Source organism: Pontiella desulfatans (assembly GCF_900890425.1).
In the GTDB taxonomy this organism is placed as follows: Bacteria; Verrucomicrobiota; Kiritimatiellia; order Kiritimatiellales; family Pontiellaceae; genus Pontiella; species Pontiella desulfatans.
In genome coordinates this window covers 359,957-375,427 of sequence record NZ_CAAHFG010000005.1, presented here as the reverse complement: position 1 = coordinate 375,427, position 15,471 = coordinate 359,957, and the positions used below count along the sequence as shown (strand labels likewise).

Here is a 15,471-nt window from a genome sequence, read left to right as displayed (position 1 = left end):
GGCGGTGGATTCTGATCCGCCGCCCTTGCCTTACGCATAGTGACCCGATACAAACGGACTACGGCGGATCGGAGTCCGCCGCCACGAAAGGAACAGCCATGCAGAAAATTTTGAAACGGTTCGAGCGGGTCGTTGTTTTGACCCTATTGGTCTTCATGATGATCGCGGTGTTTGTGGCCACGGTGGAAGTGGGCGTCATCTTATGGCAACAGCTGAAGGAACCGCCCGTCATGCTTCTGAACGTGAAGGAGATGATGGAGGTATTCGGCTTTATCCTGATGGTCGTGATCGGGCTGGAGCTACTGGAAACCATCAAGGCCTACCTTGACAAAAAGGTGGTTCATGTGGAGGTCGTTCTTCTGGTGGCGGTGGTGGCGGTGGCGCGCAAAATCATTATCCTCGATTACTATGAAGTCTCCCCGCAAATGCTTTACGCGGTTTCGGCGCTGGTTGTTTCGCTTGCGGCGGGTTTCTTCATCGTACGCCGCGCGCTGGAACCCAAGTCAGAAAAGAACACCAAAGAATGAGCCAGCGCCTGTCCCTCTGGCGAATTGACAAGGCATTCAAAAAGAAGGACTATTTCTCCGCTTAGACGGAATGATTCACCTACCCAACGAAGGAGGGTTCCATGTTCAACCGTTCAATTCTGATCGCTTTGGCGGCATTCGCGGTCCACACCACGCTGGCGGGAGCGAGTCGTTCACCGGCAGCGGTCGATGCTGCCTCCAAAGCCAACGAAGAAGTTCGAATTGCCGGGTTCACGGCTGTCGAGCTGCAGCAGGTCGTCGATGACGCCTACACGAAATACAAGGATCTGGATGAAGGCAAGAATGCGGACTATATTCCGATCCTCACCGAAACCCCGAGCAACCTGTTCGGTGTGGTGATCGCCACGTGCGACGGACAGCTCTTCACGGCGGGCGACATCGACTATAAGTTTTCGATCCAGTCGGTTTCCAAACCCTTCACGGCGGCGCTCATCATGAAACAGCAAGGCCCGGAAGCCGTGTATGAAAAAGTGGGGGTCGAACCGACCGGGCTCCCGTTCAACTCGAAGATGGCACTCGAGATTTATGACGACCGCTCGGTCAATCCCTTGGTGAATGCCGGGGCGATTGCATCGGTCAGCCTGGTGGAAGCCTCCGACGAGGAGCGGCGCTGGGCCAAGGTGTTGCAAAACCTGAACGATTTCTCGGGAACCAACCTCGAGGTTCTGGACAAGGTGTACAAATCGGAATACGACACCTCCTGGAGCAACCGCGGCATCGCCAACCTGCTCTACAACTATGGCCGCCTCTATTGCGATCCGGAGGAGGCGCTGCGCGTCTACACCAAGCAATGCTCGGTCGGCGTCAGCGCCAAGGATCTGGGCATCATGGGGGCCACGCTGGCCAACGGCGGGGTCAACCCGCTCACGAACAAGGAAGTGCTGCCGGCGGAACATGTGCCGGAGCTGCTGGCGATCATGGCCACGGCGGGCTTCTACGATGAATCCGGCGAATGGATGTATTCCGCCGGGCTCCCGGCCAAGACGGGGGTTGGCGGCGGCATTGTTGCCGTGGTGCCCGGCAAGTTCGCCATCGCCGCCTTTTCGCCGCGCCTGAACGAAGCGGGCAATTCGATCAAGGCGATGAAGGCCATCCGCCAGATCTCAGGTGAGCTGGGCGTAGGCGTCTACGGCGCCAACCCGGAATAGGTTTCCACCACAGAGAATACGGAGGAACTGAGATGAAAAAACCACTATCACTATGTATTGCGATCGGTGTTGCGGGTGCTGCCCATGCCGAGCTGGAGCTGGGCGAAACCAAGATGGACATCTATGGCCACGTGATGCTCGACATGGGCTACCAGGCCAAACAAAACGATCCGAACTGGTTCGACGTGGTGCGCCCGGCAAAGCTTCCGGTCTACCAGGATCAATACGGCGCCGACGGCAACTGGTTCATGGGCGTCCGCCAAAGCCGGCTCGGCTTCAAAACCTCCACGCCGCTCGGCGACGAGGAAATCAAGACCATTTTCGAATTCGAACTCTTCGGCACGGGAGTTGACGAAGGCCAGACCACCTTCCGCCTACGCCATGCCTACGGTGAATACAAGCATTTCGGGGCCGGCCAATACTGGAGCGTTTTCATGGATCCGGATGTCTTTCCGAACACCATCGAATACTGGGGCCCAAGCGGCATGATCTTCTACCGCAACGTCCAGTTCCGCTATATCCCGGTTAAAGCCGACCACGACTATGTTGCCGTTTCGCTGGAAAAACCCGGTGGCAGCGGAGATCCCGGCTATGAAGGAGCCTCGTTCGCCAATACCGCCGCACACTACCCGCTCCCCGACTTGGCCGCGCATTATCGCCATATGCAGGACTGGGGACATGTTCAGCTCGCCGGCATTCTGCGCTATGGCGAACTGGAAGACCAGGGCGGCGGCGTGGAGGACGAGTTTATCGGATGGGGCCTCAACCTGAGCGGCAACTACAAGATCAAGGCCGACACCGTTCGTCTGCAGTTGCTCTACGGAGAAGGCGTTGGCAACTATCTCAACGATGGCGCACCGGATGTTGGAGCAACCGGCGCCGGGCAGGCGGAAACATTGCCGCTGCTGGGCATCGTGGCGTTCTACGACCATTCGTGGAGCGACAAGTTGACCACCTCGCTCGGCTACTCGATGTACAACATCGACAACTCTTCCGCCCAGACCGCCAGCGCGTTCAAGACCGGCCACTATGCCCTCGCCAACGTGCTGCACCACCCAACCCCCAACCTCACCTACGGCCTGGAGCTTCAATACGGCAAGCGCGAAAACAAGGGCGACGGGCAGATGGAGGATGTGGACGGCGACGGCACCGCCGAACTGATCGAAAGCTTCGACGACATCCGCATCCAGTTTTCCGTCAAGTTCGCCTTCGGCACGTCTCTTTAAAATGGGTCTTCCTTTTGCAGACGGGGGAAGCCAACCCAAACCCATTGGAGAGCATCCTCCGAATCCGCGGCGAACGTTTTTCGATGAAGGGAAGTTTTAAAACAATTCATTTGCCGCCCCGCCGTCTTCCGGTCTACCGTCTTTCAACGTTCACTGAGGATATCGCCATGAAGCCGCTGTATACCCAAACCCTGATGCTTGTGATTGGCCTGCTGGCCATCGGCTCGTTTGCCGACACGAAAACCAACAGCACGGCGGCGGCGGAACCGATGGACATCCGGTTCGGCCTAGGCTATTTCGACGGCGATCCCGGCATGCAGATCGGCAAGGATTTCCAGCTGGGCCAGCGCTCCGAAGTTGCGGTGCTGGCCGGCGGCTACAACCAGGACCGGTTCACCTTCCGCTTCGACGCGGACTACCACTTCATCCTGACGCCCGACTCGCCGCTGCGGATCTATCCGCTGGCGGGCGTCGATTTCGCGATCCGCAGCAAGGAAAACCGGATCGGTGGCAATCTCGGCGCGGGCCTCAGCTTCAACCTGGCGCAACCGTTCAGCGCGTTCGTGGAAGCCAAGTATGTTTTCGGCGACTGGGAGGGGTTCGGCCTCGTCATCGGCGTACACTTCTAGCCCTATTCCGACAGGAACATGATTTTCCGGACATAGGCCTTGGAATGGCGGCCGTCCCTTTTTTCCGTATGCTTGGCATCGACCTCAAGGGTTACGGCGGTGACCGGCGGGGCAGGCATCCCGAAGGTTTCCTGGAATTTTTGCGCAAGCGGAAACCGGGTGGAAATCGGATCGGTGGTGCCATTGCCCGAGATGCAGAAATAGCGCCCGCCCTTCTGCCAATAGTTCCCATAATAAGCTTTGCCGGTTTCCTCGCCATCGGCCGGGAACAAACCGATGAAATAGGGAATGGCGGGCACCAGCAGGTTGCCGCTTCCGATCTTTTTGGTACCGAAGGAAACCATCACATTGATCGCGTCCCGCGTATTCCTGGCCTTGTCGATGGGGCCGCTCCAGTCGGAACCCTGCGGATATTGCTCAACGCCCCATTCAATCTGGATCTGGTGGGCGTTCGTCAGAAAAGCCTCTTTGCCGAAACGGTAGATGAACGCACCCGAATCGCCGTCCATGGCCTCCAGCACCAGCGCGCCGTTTTCGAAGCGGGGCTTCATCTTCCGGATTTTTCCCTGCGTCGCCCAGCCCCGCTCTTCCAACCAGGTGCCGGCATCGCCCCGGGCCTGGGAAAAATCCAACTCGAACACAACCTCCGCCGCACGTCCGCTCCGGCCCGCCGCGAGCAGGCATGCCAGCAGGGCGAGCCGTTTGATGCCGTTCATGGTGTTGTTCCTCCCTGGGTTCATCGCCAGCGAGTGTAGGCAGAGGACATGGCCCGTGCCAATCATTTCGACATGGCAAACCTGTTTATTTAATCCATCATGCGTGGTAGGTTTTGCGTCCGAATCATGAACCCGTTCACAAAAAAGCAAATCCTGCAGACCTATCTGCGGCTAATGAAGCACAAGGGCTCCCCGGAATGCGTCGGACGCGGCGTTGCGACGGGGCTTGCGGTTGCGTTCGTTGTGCCGTTTTCGTTCCAGATGCTGGTGGCCTTTCCGCTGGCCATCCTGTTCAAGGCGGCCAAGCTGCCGGCGCTGCTTTTCACGTGGATCACCAACCCGGTCACGATTCCGGTGCTCTACCCGCTGCAATGCTTTGTGGGCAGCCACCTGGTCGGCCGCCCCCTTTCCTACGGGTCCTTGCAGGAATCATCGATAGACCTGATCGAAACCCCCACCATCTCAAAGTTGCTGGGACTGGGCGCCGACCTTGTCCTCGCCTTCTTTGCGGGGGGCCTCCTGTTCGGAACGGTTGCCGCGCTGATCGGGTATGTCGTCATGTCCAACCTGGTGCGCAGCTACCGGGAAAGAACAGAACAACGCAAAGCCCGGCGACTGCAACGGGCGGAAAAGAGTGTTTGCCCATGAAGCTTTGTCGATATGGAATGAGGGAATGGCTGGGCAGCGGACTGGCTGCACTAGCCATGGGGGGGGTATGGTTGCTGGTGCTGCTGAAACTCAATGTTGCAGCAGGGACCGTCCTGCTGATCCTGACGGCGCTGGCCTGGCTGGCCATCGCCGCCTTTTTCCGGGTGCCGGTGCGAGCCATCCCCTCCGACGACCTCGTTCTGGTTTCGCCGGCGGATGGACTCGTGCGCGATATCGAAGTCGTGAAGGATCATGGGATCGAGGCATTCGAAGGGCTGGAGCTGCTGCGGATCGGCATTTTCCTCTCCGTATTGGATGTGCATGTGAACCGGGCGCCCTGCGCCTTCAAGGTCGAACACCGGAAATACAAGGAAGGCCGGTTCCTCGACGCCCGCAGCCCGCGCTGCGCGAAGGAAAACGAATCGCTGGTGATTGCCGGAACCGGACGTGCCGGAGGGAAGGATTTCCCGATGGCCGTGCGCCAGGTTTCCGGGGCGATTGCCCGGCGGATCGTTTGCGAGGCCGCCCCAGGCGATGCCCTGGAAAAGGGCGCGATTTATGGAATGATCAAATTTGGATCCCGTACGGAACTCTACCTGCCGAATGAACCCTGGATGACCGCCAGAGTTGCCATTGGCGATAAAATCTGTTCTGGTTCCACGGTAATCGCAAGCATCCAGCTTGCCGGGGATTTTGCATGAAACCAACGAAAACATTGAACTGGAGAGACCATCTCTCGTTCATTCCCTCATCCATCACGCTCTGCAATGCGCTTTGCGGCCTTTCCGCCATCATCTACATGACGGGATCGCGCGGCGGCGAGGGCCTCGTTCCCCTCCCGGCGGTATGGCTGATTCTGGCCGCCATGTTTTTTGACATTTTCGATGGATTCGCCGCCCGCAAGCTCAATGCGGTCAGCCGGCACGGCATGGAGCTCGACTCCCTTTCGGACCTGCTTTCGTTCGGCATTGCCCCGGCCATCCTCATCTTCCGGGTGGCGCAAGGCTGCTGCGATGGCTCCGTTCCCGGGCAATGGGTTGCCTGGGCGGCGGCCGGGTTCTTCATGGTATGCGCCATGTGGCGACTGGCGCTTTACAACACCGTCGCCCTTTCCGACACTTCGTCGGACGGCGTCTTTTCAGGGCTGCCGACCCCCGGCGCAACGGCCATACTCTGCTCCATGGCATTGCTCTCCACCCGGCTCAACGTCGAAGACCGCGCCGTGGGCTTCATCATCATCGCCTATGGCTTCATCTTGGGGCTGATGATGATTAGCGGATTCAAATACAACCACTTCAAGAAAGTCGTCACCACGGGGCCCATCCCCTTCCGCATCGCCGTATTCCTGCTCATGCTCACCGCCATCCTGATGATCGACGAATTCATCTTTTATTTGCTCTTTGTGGTTGTGCACCTCTATCTGCTCTCCGGCCTGATGGGCGAAACGCATTTCAAAAAAGACCTTCCCCTTGCCGACACGCCCCCCGAACTCTGATTCCCCGCCCATGGCAACGCGAAAAAACAGGAGAAGGCCGGTCGGCGCGGTTCCACCAAGGAACCGGATCGCCTTGCTCCTCGGACTCTCTGCCCTCGTCCTGCCGGGAACCCCGTGGGCGGCCGGCCCATCCGACTGGGCCCGGGTGGCGCAGAACCCGATGGCCGATGCCATGAAGCTGCCGATCGAAAGCCAGTTCGAACCCGGCTACGGCAACAAGGAGCAGCTGAAGTATTCCCTGCTTTACCATCCCTCGATGGTTTCGCAGGTGAACGAGGACTGGATCGTCGCCAACCGGCTCAACCTCCCCTTCATCTACCAGCCCGGCCGCGAAGCCGGCGAAAAGGATTCGTTCGGGCTGGGCGACACCACCTACGAAAGCTTCATGGGCCCGGTCGGCGAACGTAGTCTGTATTGGGGCGTCGGCCCGGCCTTCCAGCTGCCGACGGCCACCGATCCGCAGCTCGGCACCCGCAAGTGGAGCGCCGGGCTTGCCGCAACGGCAACCCTCGTGAAAGGTCCCATCGTGGCCGGCATCCGCGCCAACCACCTCTGGTCGTTCGCCGGGAAAGACGACCGCCCCGACGTCAACCTCTCCACCATCGAATATTTTCTGTATGCCAACCTCGGCAAGGGGTGGTGGGTCGGCACCTCGCCGGTCAACACCGCCAACTGGGAAGCGGCATCCGGAGAAACCTGGACGATCCCCCTCGGCGGCGGCATCGGCAAAGTCGTGATCCCCAACCGGATTCCGGTCAACCTCAAGCTGGAAGCCTATTCCTACACCGAGGCCCCGGCCGGCTCCGCAGATTGGTCGCTCATGCTCACCTGCGAGTTCCTCTACACCGCCGAGAGCTTTTTCAAACGATAGCCGGAAAAAGGAAGCACCACGCTCCGGACCGGTGCCGGTCTTCGCCGCCAAGGATTTTTTCCCCGAACAGGCCCAAACCCCGTGGCCCTACTTGATCGAGTCGCTCACGGCCGCGCTCATGGAGGCCGGAAAGGCGACGATCAGGATGCGTTTGATGGCGGTCATATAGTCGGTGCCCCACGGGCACTTGTTGATGATGGAAAGCAGCAGCGCCACCACCAGCAGGGAAATGAAGTAGGTTCCGGCCACGCGCTTGATGAACTCCAGCGTGTGCCCCTTGAAGTCGAAGCGATAGAAGTTGTAGTAGACGAACAGGCCGATGAACACCAGCGAGAGGGCACTCAGGCCAATCACATTGGCCAACGGCAGTTCCGAGCCGAGCACCCAGACCTCTTCCGTGAAAGAGACCGGAATGGAGAGCAGCGACGCGCCGACAATCACCTGCATCACATCGCGCGGCTTGAACTCGATCATCAGCGGCTTGAGGGTGTAGTCGAGCACCTTGCCCGTTGCATCCACCACGGGCACCACGCGGTGCAGGTAGCCGCCGATGCGCTTGATCATTTCGTCCGGTGTCTTGAAATCCATGCCTGACCCTCCAATGCCATTACGGGAAAGCATAGGGGTTCCGGCACGCAAAAGACCAGCCCGCACGGAGAATAATCCGGCCAGCCTGCCGAACGGTCCCGATTGGGTTGTATCCGGAATCCGGACAAGATATACTGCCCGCATTCGAAACCATTCGGCAAAGAGACGATGCAGACCAACCAACCAGACCAATCCCAACATAAATTCGAGCATGTGCGCCATAAGCCACCGACCGCGCTCAAGGAAGAACGCCCCTTGATCGTGGCCTGCAGCCCCCTGCGCAGCAACGTCAACCTCTCCACGATTTTCCGGACGGCCGGGTGCTGCGGCGTCCGCGAAATCATTGCCACGGGCAATGCCAAGCTGATTGGAAAGATTGCGCGCGACGGCGCGGACGAGGTGAAACTGACCCCCCGCAACAGCCTTCCGCCCGTGCTGAAAAAGCTGAAAGAGGACGGCTACACCCTCGTGGGTCTCGAACAAACCACCAACTCGACCGAGCTCTCGCAGTATGCCTTCCCCAAAAAAGCCGTGCTGGTGGTCGGCTCGGAACGCGAAGGGCTTTCGCAGGAGTGCCTGTGCCTGCTGGATGCGGTCGTCGAAATCCCCGTCTGGGGCATGCCCTATTCCTACAACGTGGCCACCGCCACCTCGATGGCCATCTATGAATATTGCCGCCAGCACCCCGCGGGCTGACCGCCGCCGCGCGGCGCATGCGCGCCCCCGCCGGAAAATACCTAATAAGAGTTTCCCGGAACAAAACTGTTCGCACTCGACAAGCCCCCTCCGGGCAAACTAGTCTCTTGCTCTCAACCGAGGAGATGCCTGTTATGAAAAAAACAATGATTGTCCCAACGCTCACGTTGCTGCTGGTATTCGGCTGCACCAAGAAAAACGAATTCCAGGCTCCGCCTCCACCGGAGGTTTCCGTGCAGCAACCGGTTCAGAAAAGCGTGACGGTCTTCGCCAACTTCCCCGGACGCCTGGCGGCATCGGACGCCGTCGATATCCGCGCCCGGGTGAAAGGCTTCCTGAAAACGATCGATTTCGAAGACGGCCAGCGCGTTAAGCAAGGCGACCTGCTCTTCACGATCGAACCCGAACAGTACGAAGCCCAGGTCAGCGCCGCCGAGGCTCAGCTGGCCCAGGCCAAGTCCGCGCTCGCGCTGGCCGAAGCGACATTGCAAAAGAATGAGACCGCGTTTAAGTCCCAGGCGGTTTCGGAAGTCGATGTGCTGACCGCCAGAGCCAACAAGCTATCGGCCGAGGCCGGCGTGATGGCGGCGGAAGCCGCCCTGGACAATGCCAAACTGGATCTTTCCTACACCCAAATCCACGCCCCGTTCGACGGTCGCGTTGCCCGGCGCGCGCTCAGTGTCGGCAATCTGGTGGGTAGCGGCGAATCCACCCTGCTCACCACCATCGTGGTCGAAGCCCCGATCAAAGTCTTCTTCAATGTCGATGAACGCACCCTCCTTCCCTATGCCCGGAACAAAAGCCGCGGAGAGAAAACGGGAGGGAACATGCCCCCGGTCAAACTGGAATTGGCCGACGGCGGCCTGCATGAAGAAGAAGGTCTGGTCGATTACAGCGACCCCAGGTTTGATCCCGACACCGGCACGCTCCAGGTTCGCGCCATGTTCGAGAACCGGGAGCTCAAGCTGCTCCCAGGCATGTTTGGCAAGATCCTGCTTCCGAATGAAATCGAGAATGCCCTGCTGGTACCCGACCTGGCCGTCCAGCGCGACCTCAGCGGCGCCTATGTCCTGATCGTGAATGCGGACAACATGGTGGAAAGCCGCTATGTCCAGCGCGGCGCGCTGACCGGCACCGACCGCATCATTACCGACGGCCTCACCGGGGAAGAACAGGTTATTGTCAACGGCCTGCAGCGGGCGCGCCCCGGCATTCCGGTTCGGGTGGCCGCTCCGGCAAAAACCCCATCGACTGAAGAAGCCGCCGCCCCGGCCACTGAATAGATTGGAGACCCCCCATGTTCAGCCATTTCTTCATTAGACGCCCCATCTTTGCCGCCGTCATCGCGATCGTGATCGTGCTGCTCGGCTCCTTTGCCCTCAAGGGCCTGCCGATCGAGCGCTACCCCAACATTGCACCGCCGGCCATCACCGTGAGTGCCGCCTATCCGGGAGCGGATGCCAACACCGTGGCCGACACCGTCGCCGCCGTGATCGAAAAAGAGGTGAACGGTGTCGAAGGCATGATCTATATGAGTTCCGTCAGCGCCAACGACGGCACCATGAAGCTGACCGTGACCTTTAAAACGGGGATCGACCTCGATATGGCCAACGTCCTGGTCCAGAACCGCGTGGCCATTGCCATCCCGCAACTGCCGCAGGAAGTACAGCGCCTGGGAGTATCCACCAAGAAAAAATCCACCGACGCCAACCTCTACATCGGCTTCACCAGCACCGACGAAAACCACGACGACATCTTCCTGGCCAACTATGTGGCCCTGCGGGTGAAAGACGAAGTGGCCCGGGTTCCGGGGGTGGGCGAAGTGATGGCCTTCGGCGCGGGCAACTATTCCATGCGCGTTTGGCTCGATCCGGATAAGATGAAAGCGCGCGGGCTGACCGCCGACGATGTCGTCAATGCCGTCAAGGAACAAAACCTGCAGGTTGCCGCCGGGCAGATCGGCGAACCCCCGGTACCTTCCGGGCAGGCCCACCAGATGACCATCCAAGTCAAGGGCCGCCTGCTCGAAGCCGAGGAATTCGGCGCCATCGTGATCCGTACCGGCAACGATGGCCGGGTGCTGCGGATCCGCGATATCGCCAACGTGGAGCTCGGCGCCCAGAACTACATTATCCGCTCCAGCCTCAACGGCAAACCCTCCTCCACCATTGCCGTCTACCAGATTCCCGGGGAAAATGCACTGGCCGTGGTCGATGGCGTACGCGCCAAGATGGAAGAGTTGAAACCCGGCTTCCCCGAAGGCATGGACTACACCATCGTCTACGACAACACCGTGGTCATCAAGGCCTCCATCAAGGAAGTGGTGGTCACCCTCTTCATCACCCTGATCCTGGTGGTCTTCACCGTTTATATTTTCCTGCAGAACGTCCGCGCCACGATCGTCCCCTCCGTCACCATTCCGGTTTCGCTGATCGGCACCTTCGCCGCCATGTCGGCGCTGGGCTATTCCATCAACCAGTTCACCCTGTTCGGCCTCGTGCTGGTGATCGGCATCGTGGTGGATGACGCCATCGTGGTGGTGGAAAACTGCACGCGCCTGATCGACGAGGAAGGCCTCTCGCCGAAAGAGGCCGCCCTGCGGGCCATGAGCGAAATCTCCGGGCCGGTGATCGCCACCACGCTGGTGCTGCTCTCCGTGTTCATCCCGACCACGTTCATGCCGGGCATCACCGGCACCCTGTTCAAGCAGTTCGCGGTAACCATTTCGGTGGCGACGGTCTTCAGCACCATCAACGCCCTGACGCTGAGCCCGGCGCTCTGCTCGATCCTGCTGCGCCGGTCCAAAGGGGAAACACAGACCGGGGTTTTCGGCCTCTTCAACAAATCGCTGGATTCCACCAAGAAGGGCTACCTTAAAGTGGTCAACCAGGCCCTGCGCAAATCGTTCATCGGCCTGGTGGTCTTTCTCGCCATGTCCGCGCTGGCCTTCATCGGCTTCTCCGACCTGCCGGGCGGTTTCGTCCCCCAGGAAGACGAAGGCTATTGCATGGTCAACGTGCTGCTGCCCGATGCCTCTGCGCTGGAACGGACCGATGAATTCATCCGCGAAGTCAACGCCATCATCGGCGGCACCGACGGCATTGCCGACTATATGACCATTGCCGGATACTCCATCCTCGATGGCGCGGCCATTCCCAACGCGGCCTTCAGCGTGGCCACGTTCAAGCACTGGGACGAGCGCAAGAACCGGCACCAGTCCGAAATCATCCGCGAACTGAACATGAAATTGTCCCAGCTCAAAGACGGCGTGGCCTTTTCCTTCCCGATGCCGTCGTTGCCGGGCGTCGGCATGTCCGGCGGCCTGGTCATGCAACTGCAGGACCGGGGCGGGGCCGGCATGGGAACGCTGCAGCAGGTTGCCGAAGAGTTCATGAACGACGGCAATTCGCAGTCCGGCCTGCAAGGGATGTACACCACCTTCCGGGCCAACGTGCCCCAGCTGTTTGTGGACATCGACCGCGACCAGGTGCTCACCAAGAATGTCTCCATGAGCGCGGTATTCAATGCGCTGCAGTATTTCTATGGCTCGGTATACATGAACGACTTCACCTACATGAACCGCGTCTTCCAGGTGCGCGCCCAGGCCGCCGGCGAATACCGCCGCGAAGCCAGCCAAATCCGCGACATGGAGATCCGCAACCGCGATGGCAAAATGCTTCCGCTCGGCTCCGTGGTGAGCATCGAGGAGATTCTCGGCCCCCAGTCGGTCAACCGCTACAACATGTATCCCTCCGCAAAGATCATGGGGCAGCCCGGCGACGGCTACAGTACGGGCCAAGCCATGGCCATCGTCGAAAACATGGGCCAGCAAAAACTGCCGGCCTCCATGGGCGTGGAATGGACGGAGCTTTCCTATCAGGAAAAGGCGGCGCAGGGTTCCTCGAACATCATTTATGTGCTGGCCATCATACTCGTCTATCTGGTGTTGGCGGCGCAGTATGAAAGCTGGAGCATTCCGGTTTCGGTCTGCCTTTCCGTGCCGACTGCCCTGCTCGGCGCGGTGATTGCGCTGAAGGTGGCGGCGTTCGACAACAACGTCTATGCCCAGGTGGGCATCGTGCTGCTGATCGGCCTCTGCACCAAGACAGCCATTCTGATCGTCGAATTCGCCAAGGTGGAGCACGAGGAAGGCAAGTCGGTTTTCGAGGCCGCCATGAGCGCCTCCAACTTGCGTTTCCGCGCCGTACTCATGACCGCCTTCTCCTTCATTCTCGGCGTCATTCCGCTGCTGACCGCATCCGGTGCGGGCGCGGAGAGCCGCAAGGTGCTCGGGGCCACCGTTTTCGGCGGCATGCTCGTTGCCACCGTCGCCAGCTTGATCTTCGTGCCCATGCTCTACTACATCGTCCAGGTCATGAAGGAAAAATCCAGCAAGCAGCCCGTACCCAAGGAAGACGCAGAATGAAAATCCACGCCATCGCCAGCGCCGCCCTTTTAGTTGCAACCGTCGCCCAGGCGCAATACCACAAATACGATACCTGGGATCAAAACTACACCGTTCAAGCCCTGCTCGGCGCCGTTAAATACGACGACCTGAAATTCGAGGTCGAGGGCAGTGAAGATATCAAGGTGGATGTCTCCACCCTGCCGCAACTAGGCGGTGCCTGGACCACCCTGCCCCGGGGGGAGCGCTTCCAGTATGGACTGGAATGCACCTTCCTGCTCGGCTTCAAGTTCGACCAAATCAACCATCTCTACCTTGGAGGCAGCGGGGCCTACATCAGCCTCTCCACCTCCATGTGGATGTTCGACTTTTCGGGCGGCGCCTATGCCAGCCTGTTCCTCGACAAAGGCAGCAAGATCCGCATCTATGCCGGCGGCGGGCCCCTGATGGCTTACGCGGACTACCGGTCGGAACAGGATTACGAAGATGCCGGAACGCCTACGGTTTCCTCCAGCGAATCCGCCTTCGGCCTCGGGCTCTATGCCCGCACCGGCGTCGAGATCCGGTTGCACCACAAAGGCATGCTCGGAGTCGGCGTTCGGGGAAACTGGTCGAACATGGACTTCACCGAAATCGGGGGCAGTACCGACCTAAGCGGATTCGCCGGCTTCATCACCTACACCGCCGGCTTCTAGGCGCACCGCCCCCCGGGAACATCCATGAATGGATCTCAACCGGCCGCCATATAGCACCATTACCGTATGATTTTTTCTTGCCACCCTCATTTCCCGCACTAAACTCCAACTTCGTTATAAACCGCACTATCTTTTAAGAATGTCACGATCCACAATCAAAACCCAACAGGAGGTAGACCAATGAAGTTGACCCTGAAGACCCTGTGCCTGATGGCGGCACTTGTTCCACTGCTTGGAACGGCAAAAAGCAACAAACCCAATATCCTCGTGATTTGGGGCGACGATGTTGGCCAAGCCAACATCAGTGCGTATACCCGGGGCATGATGGGCTACAAGACGCCCAACATCGACCGCATTACCGATGAGGGCATGCTCTTTACCGACTATTACGGCGAGCAAAGCTGCACCGCCGGCCGCTCCTCCTTTATTACAGGGCAAAGCGTCTTTCGCACCGGCCTCTCGAAGGTCGGCCTTCCGGGCGCCAAGGAAGGCATGAGCACGCTCGATCCGACCATCGCCGGTCTGTTGAAAGACCAAGGTTACGCCACCGGTCAGTTCGGCAAAAACCATCTGGGCGACCGCGACGAACATCTTCCAACCAATAATGGGTTTGATGAGTTTTTTGGCAACCTCTACCACCTCAACGCCGAGGAAGAACCGGAAAACGAAGATTATCCGAAAGATCCAGCCTTCCGGGAAAAATTTGGCCCTCGCGGCGTCATCAAATCCTTTGCTGGTGGAAAAATCGAGGACACCGGCCCACTCACCAAGAAACGCATGGAAACCGTCGATGACGAGACCGTTGCCGCAGCCGTGGACTTCATCAAGCGCCAGCATGCCGCCGGAACCCCATGGTTCGTTTGGTGGAGCGGAACGCGCATGCATTTCCGCACCCACGTCAGCGAAGAAAAAATGGCGCAGATCAAAGCCCTGAATCCGCATGCCGACGAATATACCTGCGGCATGATCGAGCATGACATGCATATTGGTGTATTCCTCGAGCTGCTCGACGAACTCGGGATTGCCGATAACACCCTCGTCCATTACTCCACCGACAATGGCCCGCACTACAACACCTGGCCGGATGCCGCATCGACCCCCTTCCGCGGCGAGAAAAACACGAACTGGGAAGGCGGTTGGCGTGTGCCCTGCGCCGTGCGCTGGCCGGGCGTCATTAAGCCGGATACCGTTTCCAACGGAATTGTGCATCACATGGATTGGTTGCCGACCTTCCTGGCTGCGGCAGGCAAGACCAACATCAAGGAAGACCTGCTCGACGGCTACAAGTCCAAGGCGCTAGGCCGCAACTATAAGGTTCACCTCGATGGCTACAACCTGATGGATCACTTGAAGGATCCCGACCATGTGGAGTCTCCGCGCAAGGAGGTCTTCTATTTCTCGGACGACGGCGACCTGACCGCCTTGCGGTATAACGCCTGGAAAATGATTTTCATGGAGCAGAAAACGGCAGGCACCTTGCGCGTCTGGATGGATCCTTTTGTTCCTCTGCGCGTCCCCATGATCCTGAACCTTCGACGTGATCCCTACGAGCGCGCACCGATCACGTCGAACACCTACTACGACTGGATGATCGACCGCGCCTACCTGCTGGTTCCGGCGCAGGCCTATGTCGGAGACTTCCTGAAAACGTTTGCTGAATTTCCGCCGCGCCAGAAAGCGGCCACCTTCAGCCTGGACCAGGTGATCGAACAAATGACCAAGGGAGCCGCCGGAGAACGGTAGGTTTTCGGTTGCCCGGAAATAGAAAACACGGGCTTTTCGCCCGTGTTTCCTTTTAAGATCCTA

General features: G+C 59.3%; 15 protein-coding genes. 13 read left to right on the top strand and 2 right to left on the bottom strand.

Going from position 1 to position 15,471, the window contains the following annotated elements:
* Window positions 1–98 precede the first annotated feature (98 nt).
* The 4 genes from E9954_RS31850 to E9954_RS31835 all read left to right on the top strand — a co-directional run bounded on the left by E9954_RS31850 (window position 99) and on the right by E9954_RS31835 (window position 3,551).
* A complete protein-coding gene (locus E9954_RS31850; protein ID WP_136083343.1) occupies window positions 99–527 on the top strand; it encodes a phosphate-starvation-inducible PsiE family protein in 429 nt (142 codons plus the stop codon).
* A 101-nt stretch (window positions 528–628) separates the two neighbouring features.
* Window positions 629–1,696: a glutaminase A gene (gene glsA, locus E9954_RS31845; protein ID WP_136083342.1), complete on the top strand. Its 1,068-nt coding sequence runs from the start codon at window positions 629–631 to the stop codon at window positions 1,694–1,696.
* Window positions 1,697–1,728: 32 nt separating this feature from the next.
* Window positions 1,729–2,922, top strand: a complete 1,194-nt coding sequence (locus E9954_RS31840; protein WP_136083341.1) for a DcaP family trimeric outer membrane transporter — start codon at window positions 1,729–1,731, stop codon at window positions 2,920–2,922.
* A 167-nt stretch (window positions 2,923–3,089) separates the two neighbouring features.
* Entirely contained in the window at window positions 3,090–3,551 is a 462-nt protein-coding gene (locus E9954_RS31835; RefSeq protein ID WP_136083340.1) for a hypothetical protein, read from the top strand.
* 2 nt (window positions 3,552–3,553) lie between these two features.
* Here E9954_RS31835 and E9954_RS31830 read toward each other — a convergent pair whose 3' ends face one another.
* Window positions 3,554–4,267 (bottom strand): hypothetical protein, encoded by a 714-nt coding sequence (locus E9954_RS31830; protein WP_136083339.1) that lies wholly within the window; start codon window positions 4,265–4,267, stop codon window positions 3,554–3,556.
* A gap of 126 nt (window positions 4,268–4,393) precedes the next feature.
* Between E9954_RS31830 and E9954_RS31825 the strand changes: the two genes are divergently transcribed.
* Genes E9954_RS31825 through E9954_RS31810 form a run of 4 tightly spaced genes read left to right on the top strand, consistent with a single transcriptional unit; the run spans window position 4,394 to window position 7,281 of the window.
* Window positions 4,394–4,915, top strand: coding sequence for a DUF2062 domain-containing protein (locus E9954_RS31825; protein WP_168442743.1), 522 nt, complete (start codon window positions 4,394–4,396; stop codon window positions 4,913–4,915).
* On the top strand, window positions 4,912–5,616 hold the full coding sequence (locus E9954_RS31820; protein WP_136083337.1) for a phosphatidylserine decarboxylase: 705 nt from the start codon (window positions 4,912–4,914) through the stop codon (window positions 5,614–5,616). The genes E9954_RS31825 and E9954_RS31820 overlap by 4 nt, the downstream gene beginning before the upstream one ends.
* Window positions 5,613–6,410: a CDP-alcohol phosphatidyltransferase family protein gene (locus E9954_RS31815; protein ID WP_136083336.1), complete on the top strand. Its 798-nt coding sequence runs from the start codon at window positions 5,613–5,615 to the stop codon at window positions 6,408–6,410. The genes E9954_RS31820 and E9954_RS31815 overlap by 4 nt, the downstream gene beginning before the upstream one ends.
* Window positions 6,411–6,420: 10 nt before the next feature.
* Window positions 6,421–7,281 carry a hypothetical protein gene (locus E9954_RS31810; RefSeq protein ID WP_168442742.1) on the top strand — a complete coding sequence of 287 codons (861 nt, stop codon included), beginning with the start codon at window positions 6,421–6,423 and terminating at the stop codon, window positions 7,279–7,281.
* Window positions 7,282–7,368: 87 nt separating this feature from the next.
* Here E9954_RS31810 and E9954_RS31805 read toward each other — a convergent pair whose 3' ends face one another.
* Complete coding sequence (locus tag E9954_RS31805; protein ID WP_168442741.1) at window positions 7,369–7,869, bottom strand: DUF2391 family protein; 501 nt, start codon at window positions 7,867–7,869, stop codon at window positions 7,369–7,371.
* Window positions 7,870–8,037: 168 nt separating this feature from the next.
* Between E9954_RS31805 and E9954_RS31800 the strand changes: the two genes are divergently transcribed.
* From E9954_RS31800 to E9954_RS31780, 5 genes are all read left to right on the top strand, one after another.
* On the top strand, window positions 8,038–8,565 hold the full coding sequence (locus E9954_RS31800) for a TrmH family RNA methyltransferase (RefSeq protein WP_136083333.1): 528 nt from the start codon (window positions 8,038–8,040) through the stop codon (window positions 8,563–8,565).
* A gap of 134 nt (window positions 8,566–8,699) precedes the next feature.
* Window positions 8,700–9,848, top strand: coding sequence for an efflux RND transporter periplasmic adaptor subunit (locus tag E9954_RS31795; protein WP_168442740.1), 1,149 nt, complete (start codon window positions 8,700–8,702; stop codon window positions 9,846–9,848).
* Window positions 9,849–9,862: 14 nt separating this feature from the next.
* Entirely contained in the window at window positions 9,863–12,991 is a 3,129-nt protein-coding gene (locus E9954_RS31790; protein ID WP_136083331.1) for an efflux RND transporter permease subunit, read from the top strand.
* A complete protein-coding gene (locus tag E9954_RS31785; protein WP_136083330.1) occupies window positions 12,988–13,665 on the top strand; it encodes a hypothetical protein in 678 nt (225 codons plus the stop codon). Before E9954_RS31790 ends, E9954_RS31785 begins: the two co-directional genes overlap by 4 nt.
* Window positions 13,666–13,875: 210 nt before the next feature.
* Window positions 13,876–15,408, top strand: coding sequence for an arylsulfatase (locus E9954_RS31780; RefSeq protein WP_342793929.1), 1,533 nt, complete (start codon window positions 13,876–13,878; stop codon window positions 15,406–15,408).
* Window positions 15,409–15,471 lie beyond the last annotated feature (63 nt).